Origin of the sequence: Prescottella soli (genome assembly GCF_040024445.1) — a bacterium.
In the GTDB taxonomy this organism is placed as follows: Bacteria; Actinomycetota; Actinomycetes; order Mycobacteriales; family Mycobacteriaceae; genus Prescottella; species Prescottella soli.
Genome location: NZ_CP157276.1, coordinates 4,196,477 through 4,213,073, shown reverse-complemented (window position 1 = coordinate 4,213,073; position 16,597 = coordinate 4,196,477). Strand labels below are relative to the sequence as shown.

11 protein-coding genes are annotated in these 16,597 nt (G+C 66.9%); 1 reads left to right on the top strand and 10 read right to left on the bottom strand.

The features are described 5' to 3' along the window. Nucleotides 1-140: 140 nt before the first annotated feature. A complete protein-coding gene (locus tag ABI214_RS19620; protein WP_408587089.1) occupies nt 141-944 on the top strand; it encodes an acyl-[acyl-carrier-protein] thioesterase in 804 nt (267 codons plus the stop codon). Here the strand turns inward: ABI214_RS19620 and ABI214_RS19615 are convergent, their stop codons facing one another. From ABI214_RS19615 to ABI214_RS19570, 10 genes are all read right to left on the bottom strand, one after another. Further along, nucleotides 945-1,145 (bottom strand): hypothetical protein, encoded by a 201-nt coding sequence (locus ABI214_RS19615; protein WP_348604162.1) that lies wholly within the window; start codon nt 1,143-1,145, stop codon nt 945-947. A 150-nt stretch (nt 1,146-1,295) separates the two neighbouring features. Then, complete coding sequence (locus tag ABI214_RS19610; RefSeq protein WP_348604161.1) at nt 1,296-5,255, bottom strand: DNA-directed RNA polymerase subunit beta'; 3,960 nt, start codon at nt 5,253-5,255, stop codon at nt 1,296-1,298. A gap of 121 nt (nt 5,256-5,376) precedes the next feature. Continuing rightward, nucleotides 5,377-8,883 carry a DNA-directed RNA polymerase subunit beta gene (rpoB, locus tag ABI214_RS19605; protein ID WP_348604160.1) on the bottom strand — a complete coding sequence of 1,169 codons (3,507 nt, stop codon included), beginning with the start codon at nt 8,881-8,883 and terminating at the stop codon, nt 5,377-5,379. Nucleotides 8,884-9,285: 402 nt separating this feature from the next. After that, the gene (locus ABI214_RS19600; protein ID WP_348604159.1) at nt 9,286-10,035 is read right to left on the bottom strand and encodes a mammalian cell entry protein; all 750 of its coding nucleotides are present in this window, start codon (nt 10,033-10,035) and stop codon (nt 9,286-9,288) included. A 75-nt stretch (nt 10,036-10,110) separates the two neighbouring features. Next, nucleotides 10,111-10,752 (bottom strand): mammalian cell entry protein, encoded by a 642-nt coding sequence (locus ABI214_RS19595; RefSeq protein WP_348604158.1) that lies wholly within the window; start codon nt 10,750-10,752, stop codon nt 10,111-10,113. A gap of 40 nt (nt 10,753-10,792) precedes the next feature. Further along, on the bottom strand, nt 10,793-12,043 hold the full coding sequence (locus ABI214_RS19590; RefSeq protein WP_348604157.1) for an MlaD family protein: 1,251 nt from the start codon (nt 12,041-12,043) through the stop codon (nt 10,793-10,795). After that, nucleotides 12,043-13,257, bottom strand: a complete 1,215-nt coding sequence (locus tag ABI214_RS19585) for an MCE family protein (protein ID WP_348611806.1) — start codon at nt 13,255-13,257, stop codon at nt 12,043-12,045. The genes ABI214_RS19590 and ABI214_RS19585 overlap by 1 nt, the downstream gene beginning before the upstream one ends. Nucleotides 13,258-13,295: 38 nt before the next feature. Continuing rightward, nucleotides 13,296-14,534 carry an MCE family protein gene (locus ABI214_RS19580; RefSeq protein ID WP_348604156.1) on the bottom strand — a complete coding sequence of 413 codons (1,239 nt, stop codon included), beginning with the start codon at nt 14,532-14,534 and terminating at the stop codon, nt 13,296-13,298. Then, entirely contained in the window at nt 14,534-15,529 is a 996-nt protein-coding gene (locus tag ABI214_RS19575) for an MCE family protein (RefSeq protein WP_348604155.1), read from the bottom strand. Before ABI214_RS19575 ends, ABI214_RS19580 begins: the two co-directional genes overlap by 1 nt. Next, the gene (locus ABI214_RS19570; RefSeq protein WP_348611803.1) at nt 15,526-16,590 is read right to left on the bottom strand and encodes an MlaD family protein; all 1,065 of its coding nucleotides are present in this window, start codon (nt 16,588-16,590) and stop codon (nt 15,526-15,528) included. The genes ABI214_RS19575 and ABI214_RS19570 overlap by 4 nt, the downstream gene beginning before the upstream one ends. Nucleotides 16,591-16,597: the final 7 nt, after the last annotated feature.

The following is a 16,597-nucleotide window of genomic DNA, read 5'->3' as shown; positions in this document are numbered from 1 at the left end:
TTCATGTTACCTAGAGTTACAGCTACAGGACTGTACTTGGCGCCCATCGGCGAAACAAGCATCGTCTGCGGGAATTGGGTGCCGGCTCGTCGACGACCTGCCACAATCGCTGGCGACAACCGCCGAACCGAGGGATCACCGTGGCTTCCGAGCAGATCGCCCCCGCAACGCAGATCGTCACCGCACCGCACGTCCTGGCACCGGCACCGCCGCCCGAACTGTGCTTCGAGACCGCGCGCCCCATCCGCACCGCGGACGTGGACAGCGCGTATCGCCTGCGCCTCGACGGCGTCGCCCGCTACCTGCAGGACATCGGCAGCGACAACGTCACCGCCTTCGGGTTCGACGACACCGACCCGTTGTGGGTCGTGCGCCGCACCGTGATCGACGTGCACCGGCCCGCCGTCTGGCCGGACCGGATCCGACTACGCCGCTGGTGTTCCGCGCATTCGACCCGGTGGTCGGCGATGCGGGTGCAGCTGACGAGCGACGAGGACGCGCTGATCGAGACCGAGGGATTCTGGATCAACATCGGCACCGACACCGGCATGCCGGCACGGATCAGCGACGGCATGCTCGAGAGCCTGGCGCGCACCACCGACGAGCACCGACTCCGCTGGAAGCCGTGGCTGTCGGCGACGCCACCCGCGTCGGAGGACTGGGAGGAGCAGGAAGTCGGGGACCGCACGTTCCACCTGCGGACCACGGACATCGACCCGTTCAACCACGTCAACAACGCCACCTACTGGCACGCGGTCGAGGAATACCTGGCCGACCGGCCGGACCTTCGCGAGGTACCGCACCGGGCCGTCGTCGAGCACCTGAGCCCGATCTTCGCCCGCGACCACGTCCGGATCCGCACGTTCGCGGACGGCACGTCGCTGCTGCTGTGGTTCCTCGTCGAGGGAGAAGTCCGTGCGGTCGCGCGAGTCGAGAAGCTGTAGCTAGAACACCTTCTTCGCGACGACGGCGAGACCCGCGACGATCAGCGTCACCAGCAGCGCCGTCCCGAACCCGGTGAGCCACCACAGGACACCGAACACGACGATGGCCGGCGCCGCGACGATCAGTGCGATCGTCGGACTCTCGCGAACGACCTCGAGCGCGCTCTCGGCCTTGACCCGGTCGATCTTCTTCCCAGCCATTTTTCCCTCATCTCGCCCGACTTGTCCGATTAGCCCGACTCGGTCTCAGGGTACGCAGTGGTACACCACCCAGCATGCACGAAGGTCCCGCCCCCGGGTGGGGACGGGACCTTCGTGTCGGACATTCCTACCGGTTACCGGTAGTGCCGACTAGCGGTAATCGCTGCCGAAACCGTAGTCGTCCAGCGGAACAGCGGCGCCGGTGCCGGTGCCGAAGCCCTCCGGGCTGTAGTACTGGTCGTCGTAAGACGGAACCGCGTACGCAGCCGCGCGAGCCTCCTCGGTGGGCTGAACCTGGATGTTCCGGTACCGGTTGATGCCGGTGCCGGCCGGGATCAGCTTGCCGATGATCACGTTCTCCTTCAGACCGATCAGCTTGTCCGAGCGGCAGTTGATCGCCGCATCGGTCAGCACTCGAGTGGTCTCCTGGAAGGACGCGGCCGACAGCCACGAGTCGGTCGCCAGCGACGCCTTGGTGATACCCATCAGCACCGGACGGCCGGCCGCGGGCTCGCCACCCTCGGCGACGACGCGACGGTTGGACGCCTCGAACTCCGCGCGCTCGACCAGCGAGCCGGGCAGGAACTCCGTCGCACCCGAGTCGATGATCGTGACGCGGCGCAGCATCTGGCGCACGATGACCTCGATGTGCTTGTCGTGGATCGACACACCCTGGCTCCGGTACACCTCCTGGACCTCGTTGACGAGGTGGATCTGCACCTGACGGGGGCCCATGACACGCAGCACCTCGTGCGGGTCGGCAGCACCTTCCATGAGCTGCTGACCGACGTCGACGTGGTCACCGTCCGCCAGCAGGCGCTCGGAGCCGTCGTCGTGCTTGAACACGCGCAGACGCTGACGCTTCGAGAGCTTGTCGTAGACAACCTCTTCGCCACCGTCGTCCGGGACGATGGTGATCTTGTAGAAGCGCTCGCCGTCCTCGAGCTGCACCCGGCCGGAGACGTCCGCGATGGGCGCCTTGCCCTTCGGGACACGGGCCTCGAACAGCTCCTGGACACGCGGCAGACCACCGGTGATGTCGGCCGCGCCGGCCGCACCACCCTGGTGGAACGTACGCATCGTCAGCTGGGTACCGGGCTCACCGATCGACTGCGCGGCAACGATACCGACGGCCTCGCCGATGTCGACGAGCTTGCCGGTGGCCATCGAGCGGCCGTAGCACGTGGCACACACACCGGTCGCCGTGGTGCAGGTGAGCACCGAGCGAACCTTGACCTGCGTGACACCCGCTGCGAGCAGCGCGTCGATCGCCGGATCGCCCAGGTCGTGGCCACGCTCGACGATGACGTTGCCGTTCTCGTCGACCGCGTCCGCGGCGAGGGTGCGGGCGTACGTCGAGGTCTCGACGTGCGCGTCGCGGATGATCGTGCCGTCGGCCTGCTTCTCCGCGATGTGCGTGATGATGCCGCGCTCGGTGCCACAGTCGACCTCGCGGACGATGACGTCCTGCGAGACGTCCACCAGACGACGGGTCAGGTAGCCCGAGTCGGCGGTGCGGAGTGCGGTATCGGCCAGACCCTTACGAGCACCGTGCGTGTTGATGAAGTACTCGAGAACCGTCAGGCCCTCCTTGAAGGAGGACTTGATCGGACGCGGGATGAACTCACCCTTCGGGTTCGTCACCAGGCCCTTCATACCGGCGAGCGAGCGAACCTGAGTCATGTTGCCGGCCGCGCCGGACTTCACGATCATCGGGATCGGGTTGTCGTCGGGGAAGTGGGCCTCCATGGCCTTACCGACCTCGTCGGTGGCCTCGGACCAGATCTTCACCAGGGCGCTGTTGCGCTCGGCGTGGTTGAGAGCACCGCGCTGGTACTTCTTCTCGATCTGGTCGGCCTGCGCCTCGAACTGCTCCATGATCTGGGGCTTCTCCGGCGGCACGAGGACGTCGGAGATCGAGACCGTCACGCCGGAACGGGTGGCCCAGTAGAAGCCGGTGTCCTTCAGCTTGTCGACGGTCTGCGCGACCACGATCATCGGGTAACGCTCGGCGAGATCGTTGATGATCGTCGCCTGACGCTTCTTCGGCATCTGCTCGTTGATGAACGGGTAGTCCGCCGGGAGCAGATCGTTGAACATGACGCGGCCGAGAGTCGTCTCGGTGATCCAGGCGTCGCCGTAGTTCCAGCCCTCGGGGAACAGCTCCGCCTCGACCTCACGCGGCGGACGCTGATGCGTCAGACGCACCTTGATACCCGCCTGCACGGACAGCACGCCACGGTCGACGGCCATCTGGGCCTCGGCCGGGGACGAGTACACGCCGTGCTCCGCCTGACCGTCGGTGGCCGGCTTGTACTCGCCGATCGCACCGTCGACCTGACGGGTCAGGTGGAACAGACCCGTCACCATGTCCAGACGCGGCATGGCGAGCGGACGGCCCGATGCCGGCGACAGGATGTTGTTCGACGACAGCATCAGGATGCGGGCCTCGGCCTGCGCCTCTGCCGACAGCGGCAGGTGCACGGCCATCTGGTCACCGTCGAAGTCGGCGTTGAACGCCTCACAGACGAGCGGGTGCAGCTGGATGGCCTTGCCCTCGACGAGCTGCGGCTCGAAAGCCTGGATGCCGAGGCGGTGCAGCGTAGGTGCACGGTTCAGCAGCACCGGGTGCTCGTTGATGACCTCTTCGAGGACGTCCCACACCTGCGGACGCTGACGCTCGACCATGCGCTTCGCGGACTTGATGTTCTGCGCGTGGTTGAGGTCGACCAGACGCTTCATGACGAACGGCTTGAACAGCTCGAGCGCCATCAGCTTCGGCAGACCGCACTGGTGCAGCTTGAGCTGCGGACCGACGACGATGACCGAACGACCCGAGTAGTCGACGCGCTTACCGAGCAGGTTCTGACGGAAGCGGCCCTGCTTGCCCTTGAGCAGATCGGACAGCGACTTCAGCGGACGGTTACCCGGACCGGTGACCGGACGACCGCGGCGGCCGTTGTCGAACAGCGCGTCGACGGACTCCTGCAGCATCCGCTTCTCGTTGTTGACGATGATCTCGGGAGCCCCGAGGTCGATCAGTCGCTTGAGGCGGTTGTTGCGGTTGATGACGCGGCGGTACAGGTCGTTCAGGTCGGACGTCGCGAAACGGCCACCGTCGAGCTGGACCATCGGACGCAGCTCCGGCGGGATCACCGGGACGGCGTCGAGGACCATGCCCATGGGCGAGTTGCCCGACTGCTGGAACGCGGCGACGACCTTCAGACGCTTGAGGGCGCGCAGCTTCTTCTGACCCTTGCCGCTGCGGATGGTCTCGCGCAGGGACTCGGCCTCGGCCTCGATGTCGAAGTTGCGCATGAGGATCTGGATGGACTCCGCGCCCATCGCGCCCGTGAAGTACTCGCCGTAACGGTCGACGATCTCGCGGTACAGACCCTCGTCCACGATGAGCTGCTTGACGCTCAGCTTGGTGAAGGTGTTCCAGATCTCATCGAGCCGGTCCAGCTCACGCTGGGCACGGTCACGGAGCTGACGCATCTCGCGCTCGCCGCCGTCCTTGACCTTGCGGCGGACGTCGGACTTGGCACCCTCGGCCTCGAGCTCGGCGATGTCCGCTTCGAGCTTCTGGGCGCGGGCCTCGAGATCGGCGTCGCGCTGGTCGGCGACGGTCTTCTTCTCGACCTCCATCTCGGCTTCGAGCGTGGAGAGCTCGTTGTGACGCAGCTCCTCGTCGACACCGACGATGACGTAGGCGGCGAAGTAGATGATCTTCTCGAGATCCTTCGGAGCCAGGTCGAGCAGGTAACCGAGGCGGCTCGGCACACCCTTGAAGTACCAGATGTGGGTCACGGGAGCCGCGAGCTCGATGTGGCCCATGCGCTCACGACGCACCTTGGCGCGCGTCACCTCGACGCCGCAGCGCTCACAGATGATGCCCTTGAAGCGGACACGCTTGTACTTACCGCAGTAGCACTCCCAGTCCCGGGTGGGGCCGAAGATCTTCTCGCAGAAGAGGCCGTCCTTCTCGGGCTTGAGCGTGCGGTAGTTGATGGTCTCCGGCTTCTTGACCTCGCCGTAGGACCAGTTGCGGATGTCCTCCGCGGTCGCGAGACCGATGCGGAGTTCATCGAAGAAGTTGACGTCGAGCACGTAACTTCCTTTCCCCAGAGGGATTGTGGATCAGCGGGTGAGATCCGCTTCTCCTGACTGCCAATTCAAATGTGCTCTAGCGCCCCCGGGCTGCGACGGATCACAGCCCGGGGACCGAAAACTAGTTCGCGAGATCGTCCACGGTCGCGGCCTCGTTCCGGGACAGGTTGATGCCCAGGTTCGCGGCGGCACGCTCGAGGTCCTCGTCGTCGCCGTCCGCCATCGCGATGGCCGCGCCGTCCGAGGACAGCACCTCCACGTTGAGGCAGAGCGACTGGAGCTCCTTGAGGAGCACCTTGAAGGACTCGGGAATGCCCGGCTCGGGGATGTTCTCGCCCTTGACGATGGCCTCGTACACCTTCACGCGGCCGACCACGTCGTCCGACTTGATGGTGAGCAGCTCCTGCAGGGTGTAGGCGGCGCCGTACGCCTGCATCGCCCAGCACTCCATCTCACCGAAGCGCTGGCCACCGAACTGGGCCTTACCGCCGAGCGGCTGCTGGGTGATCATCGAGTACGGACCGGTCGAACGCGCGTGGATCTTGTCGTCGACCAGGTGGTGCAGCTTGATGATGTACATGTAGCCGACCGACACCGGGTACGGGAACGGCTCGCCGGAGCGACCGTCGAACAGCGTCGCCTTGCCGTCCGACCCGACCATCTGCTCACCGTCACGGTTCGGCAGCGTCGCACCGAGCAGACCGGTGAGCTCGTCCTCCTTGGCACCGTCGAACACCGGGGTGGCGATGTTCGAGTCGGCCGGCGCGGACAGCATCTCCTCGGGCAGGTTCTGCGCCCACTCGGGACGCGTGCCGTCGGCAGCGATCTGCACGTTCCAGCCGGTCTTGCCGATCCAGCCGAGGTGCGTCTCGAGCACCTGGCCGATGTTCATACGACGCGGAACACCGTGGGTGTTCAGGATGATGTCGACCGGGGTGCCGTCGGGCAGGAACGGCATGTCCTCCTGCGGGAGGATCTTGCCGATGACGCCCTTGTTGCCGTGGCGGCCGGCGAGCTTGTCGCCGTCCTGGATCTTGCGCTTCTGGGCAACGTAGACGCGAACCAGCTCGTTGACGCCCGGAGGCAGATCGTCGTCGTCCTCGCGCGAGAACACGCGGATGCCGATGACCTTGCCGGACTCACCGTGCGGCACCTTCAGGGAGGTGTCGCGAACCTCGCGGGCCTTCTCACCGAAGATCGCGCGCAGCAGCCGCTCCTCCGGGGTCAGCTCGGTCTCACCCTTCGGGGTGACCTTGCCGACCAGGATGTCGCCGTCGCGGACCTCGGCACCGATGCGGACGATGCCGCGCTCGTCGAGGTCAGCCAGCACCTCGTCGGAGACGTTCGGGATGTCCCGGGTGATCTCCTCGGCACCGAGCTTGGTGTCGCGGGCGTCGATCTCGTGCTCCTCGATGTGGATCGAGGTGAGCACGTCCTCCTCCACGAGGCGCTGCGACAGGATGATCGCGTCCTCGTAGTTGTGGCCCTCCCACGGCATGATCGCCACGAGCAGGTTCTTGCCGAGCGCCATCTCACCGTTCTCGGTGCAGGGGCCGTCGGCGAGGACCTGGCCGGCCTCGACGCGCTGGCCCTCGTCCACGATCGGACGCTGGTTGGCGCACGTGCCCTGGTTGGAGCGCGCGAACTTGCGCAGACGGTACGTCTTGCGGCTGGCGTCGTCGGCCATGACGGTGACGTAGTCGGAGGAGACCTCCTCGACGACGCCGCTCTTCTCGGTGACGATGACGTCGCCGGCGTCGACCGCGGCACGCAGCTCCATGCCGGTACCGACCAGCGGGGACTCGCTGCGGACCAGCGGCACCGCCTGACGCTGCATGTTCGCACCCATGAGGGCACGGTTGGCGTCGTCGTGCTCGAGGAACGGAATCATCGCGGTCGCGACGGAGACCATCTGGCGCGGCGAGACGTCCATGTAGTCGACGTCCGAGGACGAGACGAACTCGACCTCGCCGCCCTTACGGCGAACCAGGACGCGATCCTCGACGAAGTGACCGGCGGAGTCGACCGGCGAGTTGGCCTGCGCCACGACGTGGCGGTCCTCCTCGTCCGCGGTCAGGTAGTCCACCTGGTCGGTGACCTGGCCGTCGACGACCTTGCGGTACGGCGTCTCGATGAAGCCGAACGGGTTGACCCGCGCGTACACCGAGAGCGAGCCGATCAGGCCGATGTTCGGGCCTTCAGGGGTCTCGATGGGGCACATGCGGCCGTAGTGCGACGAGTGGACGTCTCGCACCTCGAGGCCGGCGCGCTCACGCGACAGACCGCCCGGGCCCAGCGCCGACAGACGACGCTTGTGGGTCAGACCCGACAGCGGGTTGTTCTGGTCCATGAACTGCGACAGCTGGGAGGTTCCGAAGAACTCCTTGATCGCGGCGACGACCGGGCGGATGTTGATCAGGGTCTGCGGCGTGATCGCCTCGACGTCCTGGGTCGTCATGCGCTCGCGGACAACGCGCTCCATGCGGGACAGGCCCACGCGGATCTGGTTCTGGATGAGCTCGCCCACGGTGCGCAGACGACGGTTACCGAAGTGGTCGATGTCGTCGACCTCGACGGGAACCTCGACGCCCTCCGGAGCGGTCATCGTGGTGTCGCCGGCGTGCAGACGCACCAGGTACTCGATCGTGGCGACGATGTCTTCCTCGGTGAGGGTCGACGCCTCGATCGGCAGGCCGGTGTTCAGGCCCAGCTTCTTGTTGATCTTGTAGCGGCCCACGCGAGCGAGGTCGTAGCGCTTGTCCTTGAAGAACAGGTTCTCCAGGAGGGTCTGCGCGCTCTCCTTCGTCGGCGGCTCACCCGGACGCAGCTTGCGGTAGATGTCGAGCAGCGCCTCGTCGGTGCCGGCGGTGTTGTCCTTCTCGAGCGTCGACATCATGATCTCGGAGAAACCGAAACGCTGAGTGATCTGCTCGGTGGTCCAACCCAGCGCCTTGAGCAGCACGGTAACCGGCTGACGGCGCTTGCGGTCGATACGGACACCCACGGTGTCGCGCTTGTCGACGTCGAACTCGAGCCACGCACCACGGCCCGGGATGACCTTGACGCTGTGCAGGGTCTTCTCGGTGCTCTTGTCGATCGAATCGTCGAAGTACACGCCCGGCGAGCGGACGAGCTGCGAGACGACGACGCGCTCGGTGCCGTTGATGATGAACGTGCCCTTGTCGGTCATCATCGGGAAGTCACCCATGAAGACCGTCTGGCTCTTGATCTCACCGGTGTTGTTGTTGATGAACTCCGCGGTGACGAACAGCGGCGCCGCGTAGGTCATGTCCTTGTCTTTGCACTCGTCGACCGAGGCCTTGACCTCGTCGAAGCGAGGGTCGGAGAAGGACAGGGACATCGACCCCGAGAAATCCTCGATCGGCGAAAGCTCGGCCAGGATCTCGTCGAGACCACCCTGGACCGCTCCGTCGCCACGCGCGGCTGCGCGCTCACGCCAGCCCTGCGAGCCGATCAACCATTCGAACGAATCAGTCTGTAGATCGAGGAGCCCTGGCACCTCGAGGGGCTCGCGAATCTTCGCGAACGAAACCCTCCTGGGGGCTCCGGGGATTCCGGCAACTGCCTTGGTCTGGCTAGAGACTGCCAAGATGCGTCCTTCCAGCACCTCACGCGGGCCGCTCTTGCTGGTGCGACCGCCGCTGTATCTGCTTCTTCATGTGGGGCGAATTCGCTGGTCACAACCCGAACGAATCCTCGCCACAGGAGCAGGAAGCGGATCACTTCGCGGCAGTGAGGTCGAGAGGTGGACAGGAGGCAGCCAGCGCAACGTCCAAAAGTACACCCAAACTCAGTAGATGTCGAGCCGGGCAGCAGAAAGGACACCCGGGATGGGTGCCGCACGCGGGAGACCGCGTGAATGTTCACGCATAGAGTGACGCGTGATCATCGTCGCGTCAAGCCTAGTCCCGGTGTTTCGACTCGCAATGCTCGTCGGGAGCACCGGGAAGATTCGGGACCGTGAGCGTCGGGCGACAGCAAGGCGCTGACCGATCTGTCGAGCGCCCGACTACTGATCCGCAATGTCAGACAATAGCCACACGTCGTCCACTTTTTCCATCCGAACGATCAACGGGCCCGACGCACTGTCCTGTGCGACACCGTTCGCCTCGGCACTGACGGTCATATTCACGATCAATTCGGCCCGGTCGCGGTCCAGAACCTTGACCCCGACATCGCTCAGCTCGACTGTGGTGCTGGTGCCGGACTGCTTGACCGCCGACACCGTCGGATCGACCGTCTTGTCGAACTCGGCCCGCATGTTCTCCGTCAGCACGCCCCGAGCCCGGTCCGGGTACTGGTCGATGGAGTCCGGGGCGTACGCGTACAGCGTGGTCAGGGCAGTCCGCGTCGCGTCCGTCACCTCCGAGGTCGCGGCGATGTCGACGTAGGCGGTGTTGCTCGCCTGCGCTCCCGGCCGGAACGCGGCGACGACCGCGAACGCCGCCGCCACCACCGCGACCCCACCCAGGACCGCGACGAGCCGCCAGCCGAGCCGGCCTTCCCGCGCGGCAGGGGCGTCCTCGACGACGGGGCTCGGGTCGACGACCGCAGCTTCCGCCTCCGTCGCCATCGTCTCGACCTCCGACACCTCGACCGGCGCAGACTCCACCGGCGCAGACTCGACCGGTGTCGGCTCGTCGACGACGGCGGCACCCGGCGCCGAACCCGCGTCGGTCCCGGGGCGCCCCGAGGCACCGGCGATCTTCGGTCGCCGCTGCGGCGTGTTCAACCTCGTGTTACGACGAATGGGAGGCACTGGAGAACTCCTTCCAACGGGCAGCGACGTCACCGCGGGGGGACGTCGACCCGGAACGGGCGGGGCAGGCGGGCGCTACTGGCCACCGGCGTCGGGCGCGGGCGTGGCCGATCCGGCGTTCGGATCCGCCGGCGGGGTCGGTGCGGGCGCCTGTGCGGGCGCCTTCGCGGGAGACTCGTCGAGCACCGCAGCATTGCCGAGGTTCACGGACTTCGACGCCCGCCAGACGCCGTCGTCGCCCTCGTCCATGGTCAGACGCATGGTCACCCGCACCTTGCGGGACGACTGGTCAGGCCACGTCGTCGTCGTGGCGAGGACGACGAGCGCGTCGGCCGTGCCGTCGTCGGTGTTCAGCGACGTCAGCGTCGCGCCCAGCACCTCGGCGGTGCTGCGGGCGCCGGTCTGCTTCGTCTGCTGCGCGAGCTGGTCCTTCGTCGAGTTCAGGTCGTCGACCAGGCCGCCTGTGATCGACGACTCGATGTTCGCGAACGACTGGTCGAGGTTGTCGGCGTCGAACGAGTTGAGGTTGATCGCCGCCTGGCGGGCGTCGGACAGCACCGACTCGCGGGCGTCCGCCTTGGGCTTCTCCACGAACGCGGCCTGCGCCCATCCGACACCGAACCAGCCGGCCGCCACGACGGCGCCGACGAGGAGAACGACCACCGCAACGGTTGCCGCGACGAGGGTCTTGCTGTTCTTGGTCGTGGTGTCCGTCACGCGGCAACCTTACTCTCGGGTAACGAATGCTCGCCGACCGCTACCGGGCCGGCACGACGCCCATCAGGGTCGCGAGCTGGGTGGCGATCGGGTTCAGATTCAACTTGTCGGGATCGGTCTTGGGGGTGCTGTCCCACGGCTGCGGGGTCCGCGGATCGGCGTAGACGATGCGTTCGGCGCTGCGGACGCCGGTCGGGTTGCCCTGCTCGACCGCGCACCGCACCTTCGTGTTGAACGGGAAGTCGTCGACGGTGTCGTCGAAGCTCGGGTTCTGGGCCTTCATCTGCGCGAGGATCTCCTGGGTGCCCTCGTAGCCCGGCGTGCACGGCACCGGATTGTTGGTCTCGAGCACCAGCCCGAAGTGGATGGTGCCGTCGCCGGGCGCGACGTCCGACGCACCCGCCGACAGGGCCGGCAGGAACTGGAACAGCGGCTGCAGCGCGACCGATCGGGGCGCGAGCGTGGTCAGCGTCGTGTTCAGGTTCGTCAGATTCGTGGTCAGGGCGTCGCCGCTGTTCGCCACGACCTTGCCGACCGTGTCGCTGGCGTCGGCCCCGGTGCCGATCAGCCGGCGGACGTCGGGGTCGCTCGACTTCAGCTGCGCGGCGACCTGCTGGAGGCCGTCGCTGAACTGACGGATCGCGCCGGACTGGTCGGCCTGGGTGTCGAACACCGTCCGGCCGTCGCTGACGAGCGCGAGCGTCTGCGGCAGCGCCTCGTTCGCGGTCGCGGTGAACCGGCCGAGCGAATCGACCAGGACCTGCAGGTCCTCCCCCTTGCCGGTGAGCGCCTTGCCCAGCTCCACGACGGTGGTGTGCAGCGCATCGGTGGGCACCGACCGCGCGAGACTGTCGACACTTCCGATCAGGTCCTCGACCGGAATCGGCGTCGACGTGTTCGGCTGGGTGATCACCGAGCCGTCGGTGAGGTAGGGACCCTCGTCGGTGTCCGGCTGCAGGTCCACGTACTGCTCACCGATCGCGGACCGGTTGGCGACGACGGCCTTCGCCGACGCCGGGATCTTCGGCGCTCCGTCGTCGATCATGAGTGCGACCGACACGCCGTGCTCGGTCAGCGTGAGGTCGCCGACCCGGCCGACGGGCACCCCGCGGTACGTCACCTCGGCGTTGGTGAAGATGCCGCCGGAGTTCGCGAGCTGCGCGTCCACCTGGTACTCGCCGAACCCCAGCAGCGTGTCCAGCCGCACGTACTTGGCACCGACGTAGCTGATACCGAGTACCGCCACGACGATGAACGCCACCAACTGCCACCTGGCCAGACGCGAGACCATTACTCACCCACCCCCAGCTGCTTCAGGAACGCATCGAACGGGTTCTGCTGCGCGGTCAGCGGCGCGGACACCGGCGAGGTGCCGGGCGCCGGAACCGGATTGGGCACGATCGGCGGCAGCGGCAGCAGCGACACCGTCGGCCAGCCCGGCCGCGCGCCGTTGCCGTTGTAGTACGGGTTGCTCGGGTTCACCGGCACCGGCGGACCGTACTCCGGCGGGTAGTACGCCGGGTCCCCCTTGCCGACACCGAGGTTCGACAGGGTGTCACCGATCTGCAGGTCGATGGACAGGAACACGTTGGACATGCCGCCGTGGATCGAGGGAATGATCGAGTCCGGGAACGGGAACGTGGGCACGATCGGCGCCGACGTGATGATGTCCGGGGTGGCGTCGGCGAGCTGCTGCAGCGTCGGCCGCAATGCCCGCAGATCGGCGATCAGGTTGTCCTTCGACTCGTTGATGACGTCGGTGCCCACCTGACCGAGCCGATCCACCTGCGCGAGCATCTGCACCAGCTGCGGGCGCTGCTCGGCGAGGATGTTCACGCCCTGCGGTAGCTCGTCGAGGATCTTCTCGAGCTTGGCCGTCTGGTCGCCGACGCGGGCGCTGAGCGTGTCCAGGCCGTCCAGCGCGCGCGTGATCGAGTCGCGCTGCTCGTCGAGTCCCGCGACCAGGGTGTTGGCCTGCTCGAGCAGACCACGAACCTTCGTCTCTCGACCGTCGAGCGCCGTCTCGAGCTCCGAGACGATCGGCTGCAACTGCGCGACGCCGCCACCGTTGAGCAGCAGCGACATCGCGCCGAGCACCTGCTCGATGTCGGTGGCGTGCCGGGTGCGATCCACCGGGATCGTCGCGCCGCTCGCCAACCGCTCGGTGGACGGGTCCGCATCCGGCGCCGAGATCGCGATGAACTTCTCACCCAGCAGATTCGACTGCTGCACCTCGGCGACCGCGTTGGCCGGCAGATCGACCGACCTGTTGACCAGGGTCTCGACCTGCGCGGTCCAGCCGTCGTTCGCCACCTCGATGCTCTCGACCCGGCCCACCGGAACACCGTCGACCTTGACGGTCGACTGGGGCACGAGATCGAGCACGTCGTCGAACTCGATCTTCACGTGCATCGGATCGTTGCCGATGTCGGCGCCGCCGGGCAGCGGGACCGAGTAGATCCCACCCGAGGCGCATCCCGTCGCGGCCACCGCGAGCACGCACATTCCCGCGGCAACCACAGCCGCCCTGGTCCGCAGAGTCCTCACGGCGTGCCCCCCTGGGTTCCGCCCAGCCGCGGCGACGGCGTACCCGGGACGGTGCCCGGCACGGTGCCGCGCTGCTGGTTGTCGCCGCTCAGGATGCCGAGCGGCAGGTTCAGCGTCGGGGTCTTCACACCGGCCGTCAGCTGATCCGTGACGACCTTGCAGTTGTCGATCACCGGCTGCATCTGCCGCCCCAGCGCCTCGAACCGCGGATCACCGGGCATCAGCTTCGCCACGTCGATGAGCTTGCAGCCCAGGCCGAACGGATCCTGCAGATCCGGCAGGTCGACGCGCATCTGCAGCGTGCCCGACTCGGCGTCGTGCGCATTGACCAGATTGCTCACCGCCAACGGAATCGTCACCAGCGCCTCCGCGAGCGCGTCCCGCTGATCCGCCACCGTCCGGGTGACTGTCGTGAGCCCGTCGAGGTTCTGCGCGAGCAGATCCCGATTGTTCTCGACGAACCGGGCCACGTCGCCGAGCGCGAGCGACAGCTGGTTGAGCGCCAGCCCCAGGTTCTGCTTCTCCCCCGCCAGGAACCCGCTCAGGTCGGCCAACTGGGTGTTGAACTGGCGCACCTGCGCGTCGTTCGCGGCGAGGGCGCTCACGAACACCTGCAGGTTCTTGACGGTGTCGAAGATGTCGGCGCGAGAGTCCGACAGCGTGCGTGCCGCCGCCGAGAGCTGCGTGAACGTGTTGCCCAGCGCGTCGCCGTTGCCGTCGAGGTTCGCGGCCGCCGTGTCGACGAGGTCCGACAGCGCGCCGTCCTTGTTGGCGCCGTTCGGACCCAGCGCCTCCGACAACTGGGTGACGCTCGCGTACAGCTCGTCGACCTCTACCGGCGTCGCCGTCCGCTCCCGCGGGATGGTCGCATCGCGGCTCATCTTCTCGCCACCCGTGTAGGCCGGGGTGAGCTGGATGTAGCGGTCGGAGACGACCGACGGCGTCACCTGCGCGGCCTTCGCGTCGGCCGGGATGTCGACCCCGCGCTCGACGGTCATCGTGACCTGCACCTGGTCGCCCTGCGGGACCACCGAATCGACGCTGCCGACCTTCACGCCGAGCACGCGCACGTCGGAGCCCTCGTAGATGCCCACGGACTTGTCGAAGTAGGCGGTGATCTTGGTGGTTCCCGCGTTCTGGAACACCCACCACAGCACACCGGCGACAACGACGGCGAACGCCGCGATCAGCGCCACCGGAATCCACCTGCGGGTTCCGGCCCGAGCCTCACTCATCAGTTACCCCCCAGGGTGCGGAAGGGCTCGCGGTATCCGGGGATGTCCGGCAGCCCGGGCGGGGTCAGGTTCGTCACGACAGTGTCGAACCATCGACCGTTTCCGAGGACGTTGGCGTAGATCCGGTAGAACGGCGCCGCGTACTCGAGCGCCTTGCTCACGTTCTGCTGGTTCGCGTTGAGGATGTCGATGACGCCCTGCAACTGCGTGAGCGCCGGGGTGATCTGGGCCTCGTTGTCGGCGACCAGCCCCGTGAGCTCCCGCGACAGCGTCTGGGTGCTGGTGAGCAGCTGCCCGATGGCCTGCTGGCGGGTGTTGAGCTCCGCCAGCAAGGTGCCGCCGTTCGCGAGGATCTTCTCGAACTGCTCGTTCCGATCCGCGAGAATCTGCGACGTCTGCTTGGTCGCCTCGAACAGTTTCCCCAGCTCCTGGTCGCGCTTGGCGATCGTCTCCGACAGCCGGGCGACACCGTCGAGCGACCCACGGATCTCGTCGGGCGTTCCCGCGAACGACTGAGACAGCACCTCGAAGCTCGACGCCAGCTGCGTCGTGTCGATCTGCTCGAGCGTCGTCGCCGCGTCGCTGAACGCGTCGATCACGTCGTACGGCGACGTGGTCCGCTCGAGCGGGATCGGCGTCCGCGGGTCGAGCACCTCGGTGCCGCGCGGGTCGAGGGCGAGGTACTTCTGCCCCAGGATCGTCTTGATCTGGATCGACGCCGTCGTCTGGTCGCCCACCCACGCATCCTTGGTCTGGAACGTGACGAGCACCCGGTCACCGGCCAGGTCGATGTCGGTGACCTTGCCGATCTTCACGCCGGCCACTCGGACCTCGTTGCCCGGCTTGAGGCCCGCGGCCTCCGAGAACTCGGCGGTGTACCGATTGGCAGCGCCGACGATCGGCAGGCTGTCGAGGAAGAACGCCGACATGGTGGCGAGCAGAATCACCAGGATGCCGAGGCCTCCGGTGACCGCCGGATTGCGCTTCTTCGTCATCGGCCACCCTCCGCGTAGCAGCGGGGAGCCGCATTGGTGTAAATCGGCTGGTTGACCGTCGGCAGGTTTGTCGGCAGGTTGAGCTGCGGCGCCGTGCCCGGCCCGGCGACGATGTCGATGCCGCACAGGTAGAACTGGAACCACGACCCGTAGCTACCGGCGCGCCCCAGCTTCTCCATCTTCACCGGCAGATTCGCGAGCACCTTGTTCACATCGGCGGATCGCTCGTTGACGTGTCCGGCCAGCGTGTTGAGGCCCGCGATCGAGCCCTGGATCGACGGACGCGTCGGCACCAGGAGATCCGCGGTCGCGCTGGTGAGCTCCGAGAGCGACTGCACCGACTGCCCGATCACGCCACGGTCGGTGTTGAGCCCGCTCACCAGGCGCTCGGTGTTCACGATCAGCTGGTCGACCTGCTCGTCACGCTTGTTGACGGTGTCGAGCACCTGGTTGAGGTTGGTGATCAGCTGGCCGATCACCTTGTCCTTGTCGGCGATCGTGTTGGTCAGGGACGCGGTGTTCGCCACGAGCTCCTCGATCGTTCCGCCCTCCCCCTGGAACACCTGGATGATCTGGTACGACAGTTTGTTGACGTCGTCGGCGCTGAGCGTCTGGAACAGCGGCCGAAAGCCGTTGAACAGCGTCGTGAGGTTCACGGCCGGCTTGGTCCGGTCCAGCGGGATCGTCTCCCCCGCGTTCATCTTGTAACCCTGCTGACCGGTGCCCTGCTCGAGCGCGATGTACCGCTGCCCGACGAGGTTGCGGAACCGGATCGTCGCGGTCGTACTGGCGGGCAGCCAGTTCCGGTCGGTGACCGCGAACTCGACCTGCGCCTCGCGGTCGTCGACGATCTCGATCTTCGTCACCTGACCGACGCGGACACCGGCGATGCGGACCTCGTCCCCCTTGTTGAGTGAGGTCACGTCGGTGAACCGGGCGTTGAACCTGGTGCCCCCGGTGGAGGTGGAGTTCGAGATCGTCAAGGCGAGAAAGCCCGTCGCGATGATCGTGATCACCGCGAAGACCAGCAGTTTGACGAGCGGCGCAGCCACCCCTCGCAGCTGTCGC